The sequence below is a fragment of the Cochleicola gelatinilyticus genome, from assembly GCF_001637325.1.
GTDB classification, from domain to species: Bacteria; Bacteroidota; Bacteroidia; order Flavobacteriales; family Flavobacteriaceae; genus Cochleicola; species Cochleicola gelatinilyticus.
Window position 1 is genome coordinate 1,179,688 of the sequence record NZ_LRXL01000026.1, and the last position, 20,177, is coordinate 1,199,864.

At 37.4% G+C, this 20,177-nt stretch carries 15 protein-coding genes; 11 read left to right on the forward strand and 4 right to left on the reverse strand.

The genetic code is table 11. From position 1 onward, the window contains the following. Positions 1–2 precede the first annotated feature (2 nt). From ULVI_RS07380 to ULVI_RS07390, 3 genes are read right to left on the reverse strand one after another with little or no spacing between them, the layout of a single operon-like run. Positions 3–1,112 carry a hypothetical protein gene (locus tag ULVI_RS07380; protein WP_068591218.1) on the reverse strand — a complete coding sequence of 370 codons (1,110 nt, stop codon included), beginning with the start codon at positions 1,110–1,112 and terminating at the stop codon, positions 3–5. Between the two features lie 56 nt (positions 1,113–1,168). Then, positions 1,169–1,789 carry a hypothetical protein gene (locus ULVI_RS07385; RefSeq protein ID WP_068591220.1) on the reverse strand — a complete coding sequence of 207 codons (621 nt, stop codon included), beginning with the start codon at positions 1,787–1,789 and terminating at the stop codon, positions 1,169–1,171. Next, positions 1,786–2,607, reverse strand: a complete 822-nt coding sequence (locus tag ULVI_RS07390; RefSeq protein WP_068591223.1) for a universal stress protein — start codon at positions 2,605–2,607, stop codon at positions 1,786–1,788. Before ULVI_RS07390 ends, ULVI_RS07385 begins: the two co-directional genes overlap by 4 nt. 159 nt (positions 2,608–2,766) lie before the next feature. Between ULVI_RS07390 and rimP the strand changes: the two genes are divergently transcribed. The 3 genes from rimP to infB are packed head-to-tail and all read left to right on the forward strand — an operon-like array spanning position 2,767 to position 7,371. Next, the gene (gene rimP / locus ULVI_RS07395; protein WP_068591225.1) at positions 2,767–3,234 is read left to right on the forward strand and encodes a ribosome assembly cofactor RimP; all 468 of its coding nucleotides are present in this window, start codon (positions 2,767–2,769) and stop codon (positions 3,232–3,234) included. Between the two features lie 7 nt (positions 3,235–3,241). Then, on the forward strand, positions 3,242–4,474 hold the full coding sequence (gene nusA, locus ULVI_RS07400; protein WP_068591227.1) for a transcription termination factor NusA: 1,233 nt from the start codon (positions 3,242–3,244) through the stop codon (positions 4,472–4,474). Between the two features lie 56 nt (positions 4,475–4,530). Further along, positions 4,531–7,371 (forward strand): translation initiation factor IF-2, encoded by a 2,841-nt coding sequence (gene infB / locus ULVI_RS07405; protein ID WP_068591229.1) that lies wholly within the window; start codon positions 4,531–4,533, stop codon positions 7,369–7,371. Positions 7,372–7,477: 106 nt separating this feature from the next. Here the strand turns inward: infB and ULVI_RS07410 are convergent, their stop codons facing one another. Next, on the reverse strand, positions 7,478–7,873 hold the full coding sequence (locus tag ULVI_RS07410; protein ID WP_068591231.1) for an SPOR domain-containing protein: 396 nt from the start codon (positions 7,871–7,873) through the stop codon (positions 7,478–7,480). 223 nt (positions 7,874–8,096) lie between these two features. Between ULVI_RS07410 and ULVI_RS07415 the strand changes: the two genes are divergently transcribed. The 8 genes from ULVI_RS07415 (at position 8,097) to ULVI_RS07450 (ending at position 20,023) form a co-directional block, all read left to right on the forward strand. After that, positions 8,097–9,428 carry a c-type cytochrome gene (locus ULVI_RS07415; protein ID WP_068591233.1) on the forward strand — a complete coding sequence of 444 codons (1,332 nt, stop codon included), beginning with the start codon at positions 8,097–8,099 and terminating at the stop codon, positions 9,426–9,428. A 158-nt stretch (positions 9,429–9,586) separates the two neighbouring features. Further along, positions 9,587–12,661, forward strand: a complete 3,075-nt coding sequence (locus tag ULVI_RS07420) for a TAT-variant-translocated molybdopterin oxidoreductase (RefSeq protein ID WP_068591235.1) — start codon at positions 9,587–9,589, stop codon at positions 12,659–12,661. Positions 12,662–12,687: 26 nt separating this feature from the next. Then, positions 12,688–14,463, forward strand: a complete 1,776-nt coding sequence (gene nrfD, locus ULVI_RS07425) for an NrfD/PsrC family molybdoenzyme membrane anchor subunit (RefSeq protein ID WP_082830800.1) — start codon at positions 12,688–12,690, stop codon at positions 14,461–14,463. Between the two features lie 3 nt (positions 14,464–14,466). Further along, entirely contained in the window at positions 14,467–15,003 is a 537-nt protein-coding gene (locus ULVI_RS07430) for a DUF3341 domain-containing protein (protein ID WP_068591236.1), read from the forward strand. Position 15,004: 1 nt separating this feature from the next. Next, positions 15,005–15,700: a c-type cytochrome gene (locus ULVI_RS07435; RefSeq protein WP_082830801.1), complete on the forward strand. Its 696-nt coding sequence runs from the start codon at positions 15,005–15,007 to the stop codon at positions 15,698–15,700. A gap of 23 nt (positions 15,701–15,723) precedes the next feature. After that, on the forward strand, positions 15,724–17,079 hold the full coding sequence (locus ULVI_RS07440; RefSeq protein ID WP_068591241.1) for a quinol:cytochrome C oxidoreductase: 1,356 nt from the start codon (positions 15,724–15,726) through the stop codon (positions 17,077–17,079). A 23-nt stretch (positions 17,080–17,102) separates the two neighbouring features. Then, entirely contained in the window at positions 17,103–18,182 is a 1,080-nt protein-coding gene (locus ULVI_RS07445) for a cytochrome c oxidase subunit II (protein ID WP_068591242.1), read from the forward strand. A gap of 14 nt (positions 18,183–18,196) precedes the next feature. After that, complete coding sequence (locus ULVI_RS07450) at positions 18,197–20,023, forward strand: cytochrome c oxidase subunit I (protein WP_068591245.1); 1,827 nt, start codon at positions 18,197–18,199, stop codon at positions 20,021–20,023. Positions 20,024–20,177: the final 154 nt, after the last annotated feature.

Here is a 20,177-nt window from a genome sequence, read left to right on the forward strand (position 1 = left end):
TTTTATTCTCCAATAACGATATATTCAGTTCCATTGCTTTGTAAAGTGTACCTACTTCCAGGATTAATTTGAGTTACTGGAAGTCCTGAAACATCGTTGATAATTGTTGCACCACCTGTTACAGAGACATTGGTAAAAGTAGCTCCCGTTGTATTAGCTTTAATTAAAACGTAAATCCTTCCTCTACAAGTATTAGGGTTTGGCAAAGTTATCGTGGTGGTGTTTGCTGTAATTCGGGCTGTATAGTGCGAATCATTAAGTGCAAAACTTGTGTTGGTGCCAGTATTTACAAAAGATTTTGAAACAGATCCAGATACATCGAAAGTAGATCTTGGAATGTCATTATTCACTCCAATTTTCCCATCACTTTTTATCATCATTCTGGTTACTGTATTTAAGCTCCCTGCAGAAGTGGTTTGAAATAATAACCTTCCGGGAGCCGAGGTCGTGCTAAAATCTCCATCAGCTTCGGCAGAAACTTCTGCTCCAGCACCAAAAGAAAATGTGGAAGCTCTTGTAAGACCATTATAACGAAGACCTCCCAGTCGAGTTCCAGTTGTAACCAATGCTGGACTTGCAAGTGTCCCTCTAGATCTGTAAATATCAAGATCAAAATCATCCAATGGAGGATCTATAAATCGAAGAAACAGGGCGTCTCTTCCGTTAACTTCGGTAATATGAATGGCTCCAAGGGGATTGCTAGTTCCAATACCCACTCTTCCCATTGTATATATATTATCTGTGTTTAAAACAGCTTGATCGGTTGTTCCAGCTTTGTACCATGGCTCAATCGCTCCTGTTAAGGGAGTCCATGCATTAGACGAGGCGTTCCAGTAATGAAAACCTTTTGTAAACGAAGATATATTTTGGGTGAGAAAGACTAATTGTCCATCTGTATTTCCGTTCGTAGTAAGATTATTAACTCGTGGTACTAGAACTCCATCGGAAGCAGAAACGGTGCCAAGATGATTAGCAGCTCTAATATCTAAAGAACTTTCAGGATCTTCAGTACCAATGCCTACTTGAGAGATACCAGTGTTAAAAATTAAAAAAAACAGCAAAAAAATAGACGTATTTGTCCGTGACAAAAAGAGATTGTAAGTAGGTTTCATTAGAAAATGAGTTAATTAGGGCGTTCAAATATAAAAAAAATACTTTAATGGAACAATCATCTATTTTCTATAGGGACACTTTCCTCTAACAACCGCCACGTGTATCCTAACTTGCTAGTTTCATCTAAATCGAACACCGAATAATGCCTAAGTAAATGGTTTGCATTGTCTGGGTCTATGCGAATAGGAATTAATGTGTCGGTAAGATTATTTTTATGAATTGAAAACCCATTCATAACTGGTTTCCATTGTCCGTTTTTTAAAACAAATAAAAAATATTTATTGAAATTTGGATCTTTTAGCTTAGCTGTAATTAATAAAAGGTCTTTATGAAAGCCTTCCAAGTTGATGGTAGTTACTAAGGCACCATAAATTTCTGAAAGTGTAATTTCATGATATCTATTATTTTCGAAACCTATTGTGGTAATTCCTTGTTTGCGGTCAACTTTTTTAACATGTGTGTAAAAAGGAATTCCATCTCCATTAAAATCTGCAACGATAGCACCATTAGGTATTGTTGGAACAGTGGCAGCAGGAATATTTTCTTCAGGAATCGTTTTTGTGACGTCTGGACCTATAATCGATTTATTGGATTGTTTAGACGGTGTTCCACATCCTACCCATAAAAGTAGCGTAGCACCAAACAGAAAAATGTTAAAGGTTGAATTTCCTATCATTGTATTTTAAAGGTTATCACCGGCATGTTTGCATGATTTACTAAATCTTCAGAAATACTTCCATTAAAAAAATGAGACAATCCTTTTCTGCCGTGTGTACTCATTCCGATAAGCTGAGCTTTAGAATCTCTTGCAAATTGTAAAACTCCTTTTTCAACCGAGTTAGCATTGTAAATATTTAGCGTATAGTTTTCAGCACCCATTCCTTTAACGAAACCATTCATGATAGTATTGGCTTCTTCAGTAGTTTTAAAACCTGCGGGAGTATTTATATATAAGAGATGAATTTTAGCATCAGCAGCTTTTGCAAATTTTAAAGCTTCATTAAAACTCCATCGACATTCTTCAGTAAAATCTGTAGCAAATACAAAATCGGTAACCTCGAATGTTTTGTGTTCATTTTTAATTACTAATACTGGTACTTTAGAAGTGCGAACTACTTTTTCTGTATTACTACCAATAAACATCTCTTTAAAACCATTTGCACCATGCGAACCCATTACTACTAAATCAATCTTGCTTTTTTCCACTGCGAGTCCTATGTCATTATAAATCTCGCCGTGACCAATCGCTTCATGTATTTCTATTTCTTGAAGATAAGGTTTCTCGAGAAGTTCATTAAATTTTTTTTCTGCCAACTTTATAAAAAAGATGGCTTCGGGCTTTGCGCCACCATGAGTTGTTGCAAGATGCATGGGAATCTCCATAGAGTGTAATAGGTAGATTTCGCTATTGTGTTTTTGGGCCAATTGAACGGCTACTTTAAGGGCATTTTCGGCTTGCGAAGAAAAATCGGTTGGAACTAAAATTCTTTTCATAAAGAGTCAGGTTTAGGAAATGAAATGTATAGCAGTAAATTACAAAAATAAAACAGGGGGACATCATTTTTTTAATTTTAAAATAATTGGTATATTTGCACCGAAATTTATATGCAACTAGTGGAGGGGACGAAAAGTCCCCTCTTTTTATAGCCTTAAATGATGCAGGAAAAAGTAGCCGAATTAGTACAGCAGGCACTCGATGAGCGACCCAGTCTTTTTTTAATCGACCTTTCGGTAGGGACAGATAATAAAATTGTAGTGGTTCTTGATGGCGATCAAGGAGTGACAGTAGAAGATTGTATAGCAGTAAGTCGTGCGATAGAGCATAATTTAGATCGGGATGAGGTAGACTTTTCCTTAGAAGTAATGTCTTCTGGAGCGTCTGAGCCTTTATCAACCGTTCGGCAGTATAAAAAAAATCTTGGACGAAAACTTAAGGTAAAGACCACGAATGGTGAAACCATCGAAGGAGAACTTACTAATGTAAACGACGATGAGGTAACACTTGAGTGGAAGGCGAGAGAGCCAAAACCTGTTGGAAAAGGAAAAGTAACCGTTCATAAAAAAATGGTACTACCTTATAAAGAGATTGTAGAAGCAAAAGTGATGATAATATTTAATTAAAAATGACATGGAGAATTTAGCGTTAATCGATTCATTTTCAGAATTTAAAGATGACAAGCTTATAGACAGAGTAACGCTTATGGCGATACTTGAGGACGTTTTTAGAAACGCGCTTAAAAAGAAATACGGTAGTGACGATAACTTTGATATTATTATTAATCCTGACAAGGGAGATTTAGAGATTTGGAGAAACCGGATCGTTGTTGCAGATGGAGAGGTTGAAGAACCAAATGAGGAAATCTCATTAAGTGCTGCCCGTAAGATTGAAGAAGATTTTGAAATTGGAGAAGATGTATCTGAAGAAGTAAAGTTAATCGACCTTGGACGACGATCTATACTCGCCTTGCGTCAAAACTTAATCTCGAAGATACACGAACACGATAACACTAATATTTATAAGCAGTTTAAAGAATTAGAAGGCGAAATATATACCGCTGAAGTACACCACATTCGTCATCGTGCTATAATTTTGTTAGATGATGAAGGAAATGAAATTATACTTCCTAAAGACAAACAAATTCCGTCCGACTTCTTTCGTAAAGGAGATAATGTTCGAGGAATTATTGAAAGCGTAGAATTAAAAGGAAATAAGCCAACAATTTTGATGTCTCGTGCCAATCCAATATTTTTGGAAAAACTGTTCGAACAAGAAATCCCAGAAGTATTTGATGGTTTAATTACCGTTAAAAAAGTAGTTCGTATTCCTGGTGAAAAAGCGAAGGTAGCCGTTGATTCGTACGATGATCGTATCGATCCTGTTGGAGCTTGTGTGGGGATGAAGGGGTCTCGTATTCATGGAATAGTTCGCGAACTTGGAAATGAAAACATCGACGTTATTAATTTCACGAATAATCTACAGTTGTACATTACACGTGCGTTAAGTCCTGCGAAAGTAACTTCTATTAAAATTAATGAAGAAACCAAGCGTGCTGAGGTAATCTTACGTCCAGAGGAAGTAAGTAAAGCTATTGGACGTGGAGGACATAACATTCGTTTAGCAGGTCAATTAACTGGGTATGAGATTGATGTGCTTCGTGAAGGTGCCGAAGAGGATGTTGAGCTACGCGAATTTTCTGATGAGATCGAAGGGTGGATCATCGATGAATTTCATAAAATTGGTCTCGATACGGCCAAGAGTGTCCTTGAGCAGGATGTGAAAGATTTAGTAAAACGAACCGATCTTGAAGAGGAAACAATTCAAGAGGTCGTTAATATCTTAAAAGAAGAATTTGAAGAGTAGGTGAAAGTTTACTTACTTTTATACATATTATTACAGAAACAGGAGAAAGCATATTTATGGCTGAAGTAAAATCGATACGTCTTAACAAAGTATTACGCGAATTCAATATTTCGCTGGATCGTGCCGTTGAGTTCTTAAAGGACAAAGGTCACGAGGTGGACGCACGTCCAACCACGAAGATATCCAACGAAGAATACCAAGTACTTTTTGAAGAGTTCCAAACCGACAAGAGCAAGAAGATTGAGTCGAAAGAGGTTGGGGAAGAAAAGCGAAAAGAAAAGGAAGAACTACGATTGGAGCGCGAACGCGAGATCGAAGAGAAGCAAAAGAAAGAAGCAGCCCGAGTAATAAAGGCTGAAGCAAAATTAGACGGCCCGAAACAAGTAGGGAAAGTTAATTTGGATGCTTCTGGTAAAGTAGTTAAAGAAAAAAAGGCGGAAGAAATAGAGGCTAAAGAGAAAACGCCTGTAGAAAAACCAGCTGCAAAAGAAGTGGTTCCAGAAGAAAAACCTGAACCTCCAAAAGCTGAAAAGCCTCCTGTTAAAAAAGAAAAACCTCCTGTTAAAGTTGAAACTCCTGCGGCAAAAACAGAAGAAAAAGCTTCCGTTGAAACACCGAAGGAAAAGCCAGAAACTAAAAAAGAAGTTGTTAAAGAAACTTCCGAAGTAAAAAAAGAACCAACAAAAGAAAAACCTGCGCCGGCGGCTTCCGAAGAAACAAAAACCGAATCGGAAACACCAGAGAAAACTATTGTTGAAACCAAGTATAAAAAATTAGACGGGCCGAACTTTACTGGACAAAAAATTGACTTAACTCAATTTAAAAAACCAGAAAAGAAAAAGACCGAGAAAAAAGGAGACAACAAAGAGCGCAAAGGTCGTCGTCGTCGTATAAGTAAAGATACAACCGCTCGTAGCGGAGGAGGTGCTAAAGACAACAGAGCACGAGGTAAAACTGGAGGTGGACGTAGTAATACGCCTAAGGAAGAGCCAAGCGAAGAAGAAGTACAAAGACAAGTTCGTGAGACTCTTGAGAAACTTCAAGGGAAATCATCGAAAGGAAAAGGAGCTAAATACCGTCGTGAAAAACGAGACAGTCACCGTCAGAAAACCGAGGATGAACTAGCAGAACAAGAAGCAGGAAGTAAGATCTTAAAAGTAACCGAATTTGTTACTGTAAGTGAAATCGCCACGATGATGGATGTTCCAGTTACTAAAATTATTTCTGCGTGTATGTCACTTGGAATGATGGTAACAATGAACCAGCGTCTTGATGCAGAAACACTTTCTATTGTAGCAGATGAGTTTGATTATGAAGTAGAATTTGTAAATGCAGATATTGAGGAATCTATTCAAGTAGAAGAAGATGCACCAGAAGATCTTGAGGACAGAGCGCCAATCGTTACGGTGATGGGACATGTCGATCACGGTAAGACATCACTTTTAGATTTTATTCGTGAAGAAAATGTAATCGCTGGTGAATCGGGTGGAATTACACAACATATTGGTGCATACGGAGTAACACTAAAAGGAGGTCAAAAAATTGCTTTCCTAGACACACCTGGTCACGAGGCCTTTACGGCAATGCGTGCGCGTGGTGCTCAAGTTACCGACTTAGCTATTATTGTAGTGGCAGCAGATGATAGCATCATGCCACAAACAAAAGAAGCAATTAGTCACGCTCAAGCAGCGGGTGTCCCTATTGTTTTTGCAATTAATAAGATTGACAAACCAGATGCAAATCCTGAAAAGATTAAAGAGGGATTAGCACAAATGAATTTATTAGTAGAAGATTGGGGAGGTAAAATACAATCTCATGACATTTCTGCTAAAACGGGTCAAGGTGTTCCTGAATTGTTAGAAAAAGTATTGTTAGAAGCTGAGTTGTTAGAGTTAAAAGCAAATCCAAATAAATTGGCAAATGGTACTGTCGTTGAAGCCTTCCTAGATAAGGGACGTGGGTATGTATCTACTATCCTTGTGCAAGGTGGAACGCTAAAAATTGGAGATTATGTCTTGGCAGGTCAGCATAGCGGTAAAGTGAAAGCAATGCACGACGAACGAGGAAATGACATAGCTCAAGCAGGACCTTCTACACCGGTTTCGATATTAGGACTCGATGGAGCTCCTCAGGCAGGGGATAAGATCAATGTATTTTTAGACGAACGTGAAGCTAAATCTATTGCTACTAAACGAACGCAATTACAACGTGAGCAATCTGTTAGAACACAACGTCATATTACCTTAGATGAGATTGGTAGACGTATTGCGTTAGGAGATTTCAAAGAATTAAACATTATTCTGAAAGGAGATGTAGATGGTTCTGTAGAAGCATTAACCGATTCATTCCAGAAATTATCTACGGAAGAAATACAGGTTAATATTATTCATAAAGCAGTAGGACCAATTACTGAAAGTGATGTATTACTAGCTTCTGCTTCCGATGCAATTATCATCGGATTTAACGTGCGACCTATGGGGAATGCGCGTCAAATCGCTGATAAAGAAGAAATCGATATTAGGACATACTCAATTATCTATGCAGCTATCAATGACTTGAAAGATGCGATGGAGGGAATGTTATCACCGGTGATGAAAGAGGAAATCCTTGGTACGGCAGAGATTCGGGAAACATTTAAAATTTCAAAAGTGGGTACCATTGCAGGTTGTATGGTGTTAACTGGAAAGATTTTAAGAAACTCTGGTATTCGTTTAATACGTGAAGGTGTGGTTGTTTTCACAGGAGAACTGGAATCCTTAAAACGTTTTAAAGACGATGTAAGGGAAGTTGCAAAAGGATACGATTGTGGTATTCAAATCAAGAATTATAATGATATTCAAGAAAATGATATCATCGAATCTTTCCACGAAGTAGCAACAAAGAAAAAGCTGAAATAAATGCTTTAAGCAATATGCTTATAAAAAAAGCGTGATCTCAATTATATCGAGATCACGCTTTTTTATTTATAACAGTTTTTAGAAAGCTAGATAATTTACACAACGCCTACTTTCTCCGCTCTGGTTTCAGAATAAAGGCTGATTGAAAATTCTTTTGTATTTCCATAAGTGCACGATCGGCATCCAATCGAGAGCCAAAATTACCTACCCAAACTTTATAATTAGGTGTTTCATATTCTATCGATGCCGGCCAAGTTCCATAAATTCCCCTATATTTTTTTATAATACTATTTGCTTTACTTAATTCTCCATAGTATAGTTGTATGGTATAACCGTCTGATAGTTTATTTTCTTTCTCTAAATTCTTTTTTAAAGATAATAGCTGCGGTATTTTTGAATCTTGCTGTACATTAACTGTTCCTTGTTGAGCTAATATGCTTTCAGAAAACATAATAGCTAATAAACTGATAACAAATAATTTAAAGGTCGTGTGGCTTTTCATGTAAAAAAATGTTTATTGCAAATGTAAATTATAATAACTATAACCGATGGAATTTTATTATTTAGAATAATTATAAATTAAAGCTTAACATATTATTTGCATTTCTAAAATCGACTTAAAGATGTACTTTTGTGCCGTTATTATGGCAGGTAAAAGCAGTAATTCATTGCTTCAAATAGTAACCAATTACGTGCCAAACTATTGACAATAATTTAATATTAGTATGAAACAGGTACCATACCGAAATCTATCCTTAAGATTGTCACTTCTATCGTTAGCGATTCTGCTGACTTTTTCAACTTTTATGCATGCTCAAGATGTTGAGGCGCCTGCAGAGAATACCGCTGTCGAGGCAAATGCCGACGGAGCTGCTGGAGATGTAGCTGCAGGAGAGGCTTTGTTTAAAGCCAATTGTGCTGCTTGCCATAAGTTGGATAGAAAAGCGACAGGTCCTGCCTTGCGGGGTGTAGCAGATAAATACGACCGTGAATGGTTGTATGATTGGGTGAAGAATAGTCAGGGGTTAATTGCTTCGGGAGATGCGCAAGCAATTAAAATATTTGAAGAAAATAATAAATCTGTCATGACGGCTTTTCCAGCATTGTCAAATACAGATATCGATAATGTTTTGGCTTATACAAGTCAACCAAAACCTGAGCCAACAGCAGCTCCAGTTCCTGGAGGTGGTGGAGGTGAAGGAACAGGTGGGGGTGTGTCAAACAACCTTATTCTAGGAGCTTTGGCGCTAGTTTTTCTTGTATTAGTTGTAATGCTTTTCTTAGTAACTAATACTTTGAAAAAAATTGCCGAGGCCAACGGAGTCTCTTATCCTGAAAGAGAAAAACGCACACCACTTTGGAAAACTTTTGTTCAAAACCAGTTTCTTGTTTTGGTTTCTGCGGTATTTTTATTGTTAACAGCAGGATATTTCATGTATGGTTATTTTATGCAGGTAGGAGTTGATCAAGGATATGCTCCAGTTCAACCAATTCACTATTCTCATAAAATACACGCAGGAGACAATGAGATCGACTGTAATTACTGTCACTCTTCTGCTCGAAAAAGTAAAACTTCTGGAATCCCTTCTTTAAATGTATGTATGAACTGTCATAAGAATATTGCAGATTATAATGGAGAGGTAGATCCTTCTGAAGGGTATACAAAAGAATTTTATGATGGTGAGATTGCAAAATTATACGATGCAGTAGGTTGGGATGTAGACCAGCAAGCATATACAGGTAAAACCAAACCAGTTAAATGGGTGCGTATACATAACCTTCCTGATTTTGCTTACTTTAACCACTCGCAACACGTCACTGTAGCTGGTATTGAGTGCCAGAAATGTCATGGTCCAGTTGAAGAAATGGAAATTATGGAGCAATTTTCTCCCCTTACAATGGGATGGTGTATTAATTGTCACCGTGAGACAAATGTGAGTATGGCAGGGAACGAGTACTATGAAAAAATCCATGAAGAACTTTCTAAGAAATATGGTGTTGAGCAGTTAACGGCAGCGCAAATGGGTGGTTTAGAGTGTGGAAAATGTCACTACTAATTTTTTCTTCGGAAAGTAATTAGGTGAGAAGATATATAATATTAAACGGAAGAAATTAAAATTTTAGAAGTGTGATTTGCGAATGACGAATTAGTGGTAGTGTTGGAAAACGTTAACTAACCTCGTCAATAGTCAATCTAAAATTGTAAATAAATAATATGGCATCAAACAAGAAATACTGGAAAAGTGTTGAAGAGCTAAACGAAAATAGCTCTGTTGTTACATCGCTACGAGAAAACGAGTTTGTGGAAGCAATTCCTACAGATGAATTTCTTGGTGATAAGGAAACCCTTGAGGCATCCTCAACAACACGTCGTGATTTCTTAAAATACGTCGGATTTACAACCGCAGCAGCTTCTTTTGCAGCTTGTGAAGGTCCGGTTATAAAATCAATACCTTATGTGGTCGCTCCCGATGAGATTGTTCCGGGTGTAGCGAACTATTATGCTTCAACAATTGCAGATGGTTTCGACTTTGCGAATGTATTGGTAAAAACACGTGAAGGACGACCTATTAAGATTGAGAGAAATGATCTTTCAGAAACTGGTGTGAATGCTCGTGTGCATGCTTCAGTATTATCGCTTTACGACAACAATAGATTAAAGGCGCCTTTAGTAGACGGGGAAACAGTTTCTTGGTCCGATTTCGATTCGAAAGTTGCTCAAGCAATGAACGAAATGCAAGGTCAGAATATAGTGCTTCTTACACAGACATTTGCAAGTCCTTCAACTTCAAGGTTGATTAAAGAATTTACGGCACGATATAGCAATGTGCGACATGTAGTTTACGATACAGTATCTTCTTCTCAAGCATTAGATGCTTTTCAAAATAAATTTGGAACTCGTGCTTTAGCTGATTATGATTTCAGTAAAGCAGAAGTAATTGTTTCTGTAGGAGCAGATTTCCTTGGTGATTGGCAAGGTGGCGGATATGATTCGGGTTATGCAAAAGGAAGAATTCCGAAGAACGGAAAAATGTCACGTCACATTCAGTTTGAAGCAAATATGAGTCTTACGGGGGCAAATGCTGACAAGCGTATTCCTGTAAAGCCTTCAGATCAATTAAAAGTTATTAAAGCCTTAACTGGAAGTGGAAGTACATCTGGGTTGCCAGAAGGTGTTGTTAAGGCGATTACAGCTGCTAAGGCTCAATTGCAAAAAGCAGGAAGTAAAGGAGTTGTCGTTACAGGACTTGAAGACGTTGGAGCTCAGACCGCAGTGCTTAACTTCAATGCGAATAGCAGTGTAATGGATACAGATAAACCTAGAATGATCCGTAAAGGAAAAAATTCTGAGGTGATGAATGTATTGAATGGTGTTGCAAACGGAACTGTTAAAGGATTAATTACTGTTGGTGTAGATCCTGTGTATTCGTTTCCTAACCACAAAGCGTTTGCTGAAGGGTACAAAAATTTACAAATGTCGCTTGCCTTTGCAATGAAGAAAGATGCAACGGCTTCAATGGCGAAATTAGTAGCTGCAACTCCACACTATTTAGAATCTTGGGGAGATGTTCAAATGAAAAAGGGAACATTCAGTTTAACGCAGCCTACAATTCGTCCTTTATTTAATACCAAACAATTTCAAGATTGTTTGTTACAGTGGACTGGAAATACTAAAAACTATTACGACTATATAAAGGAAACTTGGACTGATGTGCTTGAAGGTACTTCATGGAATAAAGCTTTAGAGGCTGGTGTTCTAGTGAGTGGTGCTGATATTGATGTTGAAGAGGGGTCTGCTTCAAATAATGAGTTCTCTGAAACTTTAGAAAGCAACTCATCTAACGGAGCTTTTGCAATGACTTCGCAAGAAGGTGGTTTAGAACTTACACTTTATACAAAAACAAGTTTGGGGGATGGTCAACAAGCCAATAATCCATGGTTGCAGGAAATGCCTGATCCAATAACAAGAACTTCTTGGGATAATTACATTACTGTTTCGGCAGCCGACGCAAAAGCTATGGAGCTTGAGAATATTCATGTGGCTAATGGAGGACTTGATGGAAGCCTTGTGAATGTAAAGATGGGTGAAATAGTGCTTAAGAATGTTCCTGTGATCATTCAGCCAGGTCAAGCAAAAGGATCTGTAGGTTTAGCACTTGGATATGGAAAGACCCATGCAATTCAGAAAGAGATGCAAACGGGTGTAAATGCTTATCCGTTGTACCAAAATTTTAATACGGTACAAAAAGTAACATTAGAAAAAGTAAGTGGTATGCACGAATTTGCGTGTGTACAGCTTCAAAATACAATGATGGGTAGAGATATTATCAAAGAGACTTCTTTGGAAATATTTAATACCAAATCTGTTGAAGAATGGAATCCTATTCCGAAAGTTTCAAAAGATCACCAAGAAATCCCAGTTACATCTCCAGATGCAGATCTTTGGGATGGATTTGACCGTTCTATTGGGCATCATTTTAATTTGTCGATTGATCTTAATGCGTGTACCGGTTGTGGTGCTTGTGTTATAGCATGTCATTCAGAAAATAATGTGCCGGTTGTTGGAAAAGAAGAAGTACGTAAGAGTCGTGATATGCATTGGTTGCGTATTGACCGTTATTATTCTTCTGAAGAATCTTTTGAAGTTGATGAAGTTAAGAAAGAAGAGTTTTCTGGATTATGGGGTGATAATGGTTCTTTAGGCGGTTTTGGTGAATTGGAAGTTGCGGCAGCTAATCCTCAAGTGGCTTTTCAGCCTGTTATGTGTCAGCACTGTAACCATGCTCCATGTGAAACTGTATGTCCAGTGGCTGCAACATCTCACGGTAGACAAGGTCAAAATCATATGGCATATAACCGTTGTGTAGGTACAAGATATTGCGCAAATAACTGTCCTTATAAGGTTCGTCGTTTCAATTGGTTCTTATATAATGAGAATGATGAATTCGATTATCAAATGAACAACGATCTTGGACGTATGGTATTAAATCCAGATGTCGTAGTTCGTTCCCGTGGTGTAATGGAAAAGTGTTCTATGTGTATACAAAAAACACAATTGTCGATACTTCAAGCAAAACGTGACGGACGTCCTGTCGCTGATGCAGAATTCCAGACTGCTTGTTCAGCTGCTTGTGACAAAGGAGCAATGGTATTTGGAGATATAAACGACCATGATAGCGAAGTTTATAAAGAGAAAAAAGATGAACGAATGTATCACTTGTTAGAAGCCGTTGGAACAAAACCGAACGTATTCTATAAAACAAAAGTGAGAAATTCTCAAGAAGCATAACTAACTAAGAAATAGTAAATAAAGATATGGCGTCGCATTACGAAGCACCTATTAGAAGACCCTTAGTTTTAGGAGATAAAAGCTACCACGATGTTACGGTGGATGTTGCTGCTCCTGTGGAAGGCAAAGCCAACAAATCCTGGTGGATTGTATTCACTATTGCACTTGTTGCATTTTTATGGGGAATTGGTTGTATTATTTACACGGTTTCGACAGGGATCGGTGTATGGGGTCTTAACAAGACAGTAGGCTGGGCCTGGGATATTACCAATTTTGTTTGGTGGGTAGGTATTGGTCACGCAGGAACACTAATTTCGGCGGTATTATTATTATTTCGTCAGAAATGGAGAATGGCAATTAACCGTTCTGCAGAGGCGATGACCATTTTCTCTGTAATTCAAGCGGGATTATTCCCGATTATTCACATGGGGCGTCCATGGTTAGCATATTGGGTATTGCCAATACCGAATCAATTTGGTTCTTTATGGGTAAACTTTAACTCACCATTACTTTGGGATGTATTTGCAATCTCTACATACCTTTCTGTATCGCTAGTTTTTTGGTGGACAGGATTATTACCAGATTTTGCAATGATTCGTGATAGAGCTATAACACCTTTCACAAAAAGAATTTATGGAATTCTATCCTTTGGATGGAGTGGACGCGCGAAAGACTGGCAGCGTTTTGAGGAGGTTTCTTTGGTGTTAGCCGGTTTGGCAACTCCATTAGTACTTTCGGTACATACAATTGTATCATTTGACTTTGCTACTTCTGTTATTCCAGGGTGGCATACAACGATTTTCCCTCCTTATTTTGTGGCAGGGGCGATTTTCTCTGGTTTTGCAATGGTAAACACGCTTCTTATTATCATGAGAAAGGTTTCCAATCTAGAAGATTATATTACGATTCAGCACATTGAATTAATGAATATCGTTATTATGTTAACGGGATCTATTGTTGGTGTTGCTTATATCACCGAACTTTTTATCGCATGGTATTCAGGGGTAGAATATGAACAATATGCATTCCTTAATAGAGCTACAGGACCCTACTGGTGGGCATACTGGGCTATGATGTGTTGTAACGTGTTTTCTCCGCAGTTTATGTGGTTTAAAAAATTACGTACCAGTATCATGTTCTCTTTCTTTATTTCTATTGTTGTAAATATCGGAATGTGGTTCGAACGTTTTGTAATTATCGTAACATCGTTACACCGTGATTACCTTCCATCTTCTTGGACAATGTTCTCACCAACTTTTGTTGATATTGGTATTTTTATCGGAACGATAGGTTTCTTCTTTGTTCTATTTCTTTTATATGCACGTACCTTCCCAGTAATTGCACAGGCAGAGGTAAAATCTATTCTGAAAGGTTCTGGAGAGAAGTATAAAAAACTTAGAGCCGAACATGGAGATGATGTAAAACATTATACACCGATTGTACGTGAGCCAGCTTCGAATGCTCATCACGTTGATACGAACGATTCCGAAGGGCATAATGAAACAGTGAATGCAGATGCTCTTATAACCTCTGAAGTACAAAAAGATCAATTGGATGCCATGCTTAACAGACTTGGTACATTCAATCCAGCAACACAAAACGCAGATAATCTTAAAAAAATAAGTGGCGTAGGTCCTGTAATGGAGCAAAAACTTCATCAATTAGGAATCTATACTTTCGAACAGGTAAGCCGCATGAATGAGGGAGATTATGATCTGTTAGATGAAATTATTGGCGAGTTCCCTGGACGTGCAAAACGTGACGACTGGGCTGGACAAGCAGCTAAACTAAAAAATAATTAAGGGATGGCATCAAAAGTGATTCACGCTATTTATACAGACGACGACATTTTAATGCAGGCCGTAAAACAAGTACGTGCAGAGCATTACCATATTGAAGAAGTCTATACACCATTTCCCGTTCACGGACTAGATAAAGTGATGGGGCTGGCACCAACTCGTATTGCCATTACATCTTTTATGTATGGTTTGGTAGGGTTGACAGTTGCAACTTTAATGATGAATTTTATCATGATTGAAGATTGGCCACAGAATATTGGTGGAAAACCAAGTTTCAGTTACATTGAAAACATGCCTGCATTCGTACCTATTATGTTTGAGTTAACTGTATTTTTTGCAGCTCACTTAATGGTAATTACTTTTTATATGAGAAGTAAATTATGGCCTTTTAAGAAAGCTGAGAATCCAGATGTGAGAACTACAGACGATCATTTTTTGATGTCAGTAGATGCCGGAAATCACGATGTTGAGAAACTTTCAAAATTTCTTTACGATACAGGCGCTTTGGAAATTAGTTTAATTGAAAATGATGAAAATCATTAGTATGAAAAATATAACAAAGATAACATTCGTAATTATTGCTTCTTTGAGTTTAGTTTCTTGTTTTAATGACAACAAGCCAAACTTTCAGTATATGCCGAATATGTACGAGCCAGTAGGATATGAAACCTATGGAGAATACGATATATTTGAAGGAGAACAAGAAGCTATGTTGCCAGCAGAAGGTTCAATACCGAGAGGGTGGCAACCGTATGACTATGAAAATACTACACAGGGTCTAGAATTAGCAAGAATCGAATTACAAAATTCACTTCCTGTTACAGATGAAAATCTTGCAGAAGGAGCGAAATTATATACAATTTATTGTGCAGTATGTCACGGTGATAAAGGAGATGGACAAGGGATATTAGCTCAACGAGAAAAATTCTTAGGAATTCCAAGTTATGCTGATCCAGGACGTAATATTACGGCAGGAAGTATCTATCATGTGCAAATGTATGGTTTGAATACTATGGGGTCGTATGCTTCTCAAACGAATGAAGAAGAACGGTGGCAAATTACACAACATGTATTGAACCTTAAAGCTGCACTTAAAGGAGAAGCTGGACTCCAAACTGTAAAAGTTCAAGATACTACGACGACTGGATTAATGGAAATGATGGAAGAAGCTAATACAGGCGAAAATCAGAACACCAATACTACTGAAGAACCAACAACTTCAGAAGAAGAAACTAACTAAAGAATAAAAGAGAATACGAAGCTATGTATACGCTACCAAGTAAATTAAGACTGTTTTCTATCATTTTTATGGTGGTTGGTGGATTGATGCTTACAGCAGGGTTTTTGACTGCTCCAAGTACTACCGCAGAGGTAAAAGAAATGATGGCAGATCATCACGACGATGGACATGCGGCGAAAAATGATTCGCACGAAATTGAAACGTCAAATCATGAAGTGTCTGCGCAGACACATGGTGAAAATGTACATGAAGAGACTGCTCACGATAGTGAAGAAGCTCATTTAGAACATACGCTTCATCAAATGCAAAATAGACCTTGGTCTGCTTTGTATATTGCTGCCTTTTTCTTCTTTATGATCGCTTTGGGAACCCTTGCCTTTTATGCAATTCAGTTTGCAGCACAGGCTGGATGGTCTCCAGTGCTATTCAGAGTCATGGAAGCAATTACAGCATACCTAGTTCCTGGTGGGATAATAATGTTTGTATTACTTGCACTTTCTGGATTCCACATCAATCACCTATTTGTATGGGCTGATCCAGAAGTTGTCGCACACGATAAATTAATACAAGGAAAAGCCGGTTGGTTAAATGGAACTGGATTGTTAATTCGAGCCGCCATTTTCTTAGGTGGTTGGATTCTCTATCGTACCTATGCGGTTAAATTTTCAAGAAGAGATGATGATGCAGATGATAATAGATGGTTTAAAAAAACATTCCGTATTTCGGCTGCTTTTTTAGTGTTCTTTATTTACACTGAATCTATGATGTCTTGGGATTGGATTATGAGTTTCGATCCACATTGGTTTAGTACTCTTTTTGGATGGTATGTGTTTGCAGGAATGATGGTATGTGCTATCACTACTATAGCATTGGTTACTATTGTATTGAAAGGTCAAGGATATTTAGAATTTGTAAATGACAGTCACATTCATGATTTGGCAAAATTCATGTTTGGTTTTAGTATCTTTTGGACCTACCTATGGTTTTCACAATTTATGTTGATATGGTACGCAAATATTCCAGAAGAAGTAACCTATTTTATTACACGTATCGAAGATTATAAATTACCTTTCTTCGGAATGTTAGCAATGAATTTCTTATTCCCTGTACTGCTACTTATGAATAGTGATTACAAACGAGTAAATTGGTTTGTTGTACTTACTGGAATAGTAATCCTTGCAGGGCACTACATAGATGTATTTGTGATGGTAATGCCTGCAACAGTTGGAACATCATGGTTTATTGGATTGCCAGAAATAGGAGCAATTCTTTTATTCTTTGGATTATTTGTTTTTGTAGTTTTTACAGCTATGACGAAAGCACCTTTATTGGTGAAACGAAATCCTTTTATAAAAGAGAGCAAAAATTATCATTATTAATTAATAGTTAGAGACAGATAACGATGACCGCATTTTTAGTTGTATTAGTAATCATTCTTTTTGGAGTAGCTGTTTGGCAGATGGCTAAAATCTTTCAGATGTCCAAAACAAAACCAGCTAGCGATAATGATGATATCGCTTCAGATAAGGACAATAGAGTCAACGGATATTTAATGTTGATGTTTGTTCTATTTATCTATGCAATTGCAATTGTTAGCTTTTGGAAGTGGAGTGACGTTTTATTGCCGAAATCAGCCTCGGAACACGGTGTTGAAATTGATCAATTATGGTTAATTTCAATGGTTCTTATTTTTGTAGTAGGAATTATAACACAATGGCTACTGCATTACTTTGCATTTAAATACAGTGGAAAAAAGGGACAACGTGCCACATTCTTTGCTGATAATGATAAACTTGAATTTATTTGGACCATCATTCCTGTAATTGTTTTAGCAGGATTAATTATCTATGGTTTATTTACATGGACAGATATCATGAATGTAGATACCGATGATGATCCTATGGTTATTGAATTGTATGCATACCAGTTTGATTGGAGAGCGCGCTATAGTGGAGAAGATAATGCACTTGGAAAAGCAAATGTTCGTTTAATCGAGGGTGTTAATCAATTGGGTGTGGATGGGTCAGATCCCTATGCACAAGACGATATTGTTGTAAATGAACTTCATCTACCAGTTGGAAGAAAAATATTATTTAAAATGCGTTCCCAAGATGTATTGCACTCTGCATATATGCCTCACTTTAGAGCGCAAATGAACTGTGTGCCAGGAATGATTACTCAATTTTCTTTCACTCCTACGGTTACCACCGAAGAAATGCGCCAAGATGAAGAAGTTGTCGCAAAAGTCACTAAAATCAACAAAATAAGAAGAGAGAAAAGCCTCGATCTAGCAAAGAATGGAGAAGAGCCTTTAGAAACATATGAGTTCGACTACCTGCTTCTTTGTAATAAAATTTGTGGTACGAATCACTACAACATGCAGATGAAAATCATAGTAGAATCACAAGAAGACTACGATGCATGGATAGCAGAACAGGCTACGATGAAAGAAGTATTGAAAAAAGAAGAAGAAAGTAAATAAAATCGCGAAGAGATATGTCAGCACACGCAAACGAACACGCAGTAGATCATCACGACGATCACGAGCATCATCATAAACAAACGTTTATAACCAAATATATCTTTAGTACAGATCATAAAATGATCTCTAAACAATACCTTATTACAGGGTTGTTTATGGGAATTATCGGGATTGCTATGTCCCTTTTATTTCGATTACAATTAGCATGGCCTGATGTACAGTTTTCTATATACGACATATTCTTAGGAAAATGGTCTGAAGATGGTGTAATGGATCCAAGTGTATACCTTGCATTGGTAACTATTCATGGAACCATAATGGTATTCTTTGTTTTAACAGCAGGACTAAGTGGTACTTTTAGTAACCTTTTAATTCCATTGCAGATTGGTGCACGAGATATGGCTTCAGGATTTCTGAATATGATCTCCTACTGGTTGTTTTTTATCTCAAGTGTGGTAATGGTCTTGTCACTTTTTGTTGAGGCTGGACCTGCGTCCGCAGGGTGGACTATTTACCCGCCATTAAGTGCTTTGCCTCAAGCTATTCCTGGATCTGGTGCTGGTATGACATTATGGTTATCGTCTATGGCAATTTTCATTGCTTCCTCGTTATTAGGATCTTTGAACTATATTGTAACCGTTATTAACTTAAGAACGAAAGGAATGTCTATGACACGTCTTCCGTTAACGATTTGGGCATTCTTTGTAACAGCAATTATCGGTGTGGTTTCGTTCCCGGTTCTTCTTTCAGCAGCATTAATGCTCATCATGGACCGTAGTTTTGGAACTTCATTTTTCCTTTCAGATATTTATATCGCTGGTGAAGTATTGCACAATCAGGGAGGATCACCAGTTTTATTTGAACATTTATTCTGGTTCCTTGGACACCCAGAAGTATACATTGTATTACTACCAGCTTTAGGAATCACCTCCGAAATTATCGCAACTAATTCAAGGAAACCAATTTTTGGGTATCGTGCGATGGTAGCTTCAATACTTGCAATTGCATTTTTATCAACAATTGTTTGGGGACACCATATGTTTATCTCAGGTATGAATCCATTTCTAGGATCTGTATTTACCTTTACAACATTATTGATTGCAATCCCTTCCGCAGTAAAAGCTTTTAACTATATCACAACATTGTGGCGTGGAAACTTACAATTTAATCCAGGTATGCTATTCTCGATTGCTTTGGTTTCTACCTTTATTACAGGAGGACTTACCGGAATCATTTTAGGAGACAGTGCCTTAGATATTAATGTGCATGACACTTATTTCGTAGTTGCTCACTTCCACTTAGTAATGGGTATCTCAGCATTATACGGCTTATTCGCGGGTGTTTATCATTGGTTCCCGAAAATGTTTGAAGGAAAGATGATGAATAAAAATCTTGGATATGTACACTTCTGGATCACAGCTGTAGGTGCCTACGGAATTTTCTTCCCTATGCATTTCATAGGAATGGCAGGGTTACCAAGAAGATATTACACGAATACAAACTTTCCATATTTTGACGATTTAACAGATGTAAATGTAGTAATAACTGTATTTGCATTTATTACAGCAGCAGCTCAATTAGTTTTCCTGTACAACTTTATCTCATCTATGTTTCATGGTAAACTTGGTCCACAAAACCCTTGGAAATCTAATACATTAGAGTGGACGGCAGATATGAAACATATTCATGGAAACTGGTCTGGTGCAATTCCAAGTGTATATCGTTGGCCATACGATTACAGTAAATTAAATGAGGATGAAACCGATTATGTGATTGCAGGTCAAGATTATATTCCACAAACGGTTCCACTTCAAGAAAATGAAGAAGAGCTCAATCACTAAGAGATTTAAATATTAAAAGTATAAAAAAACCCTTGTTCTACAGAACAAGGGTTTTTTATGTTTAAAACAATCGAATTACGTATTTATACGTATTGTAAACATTGAAGAACCCACTTACTTTTGGGTTATACTTTTAAGTTAAGTTAGCAGAAGT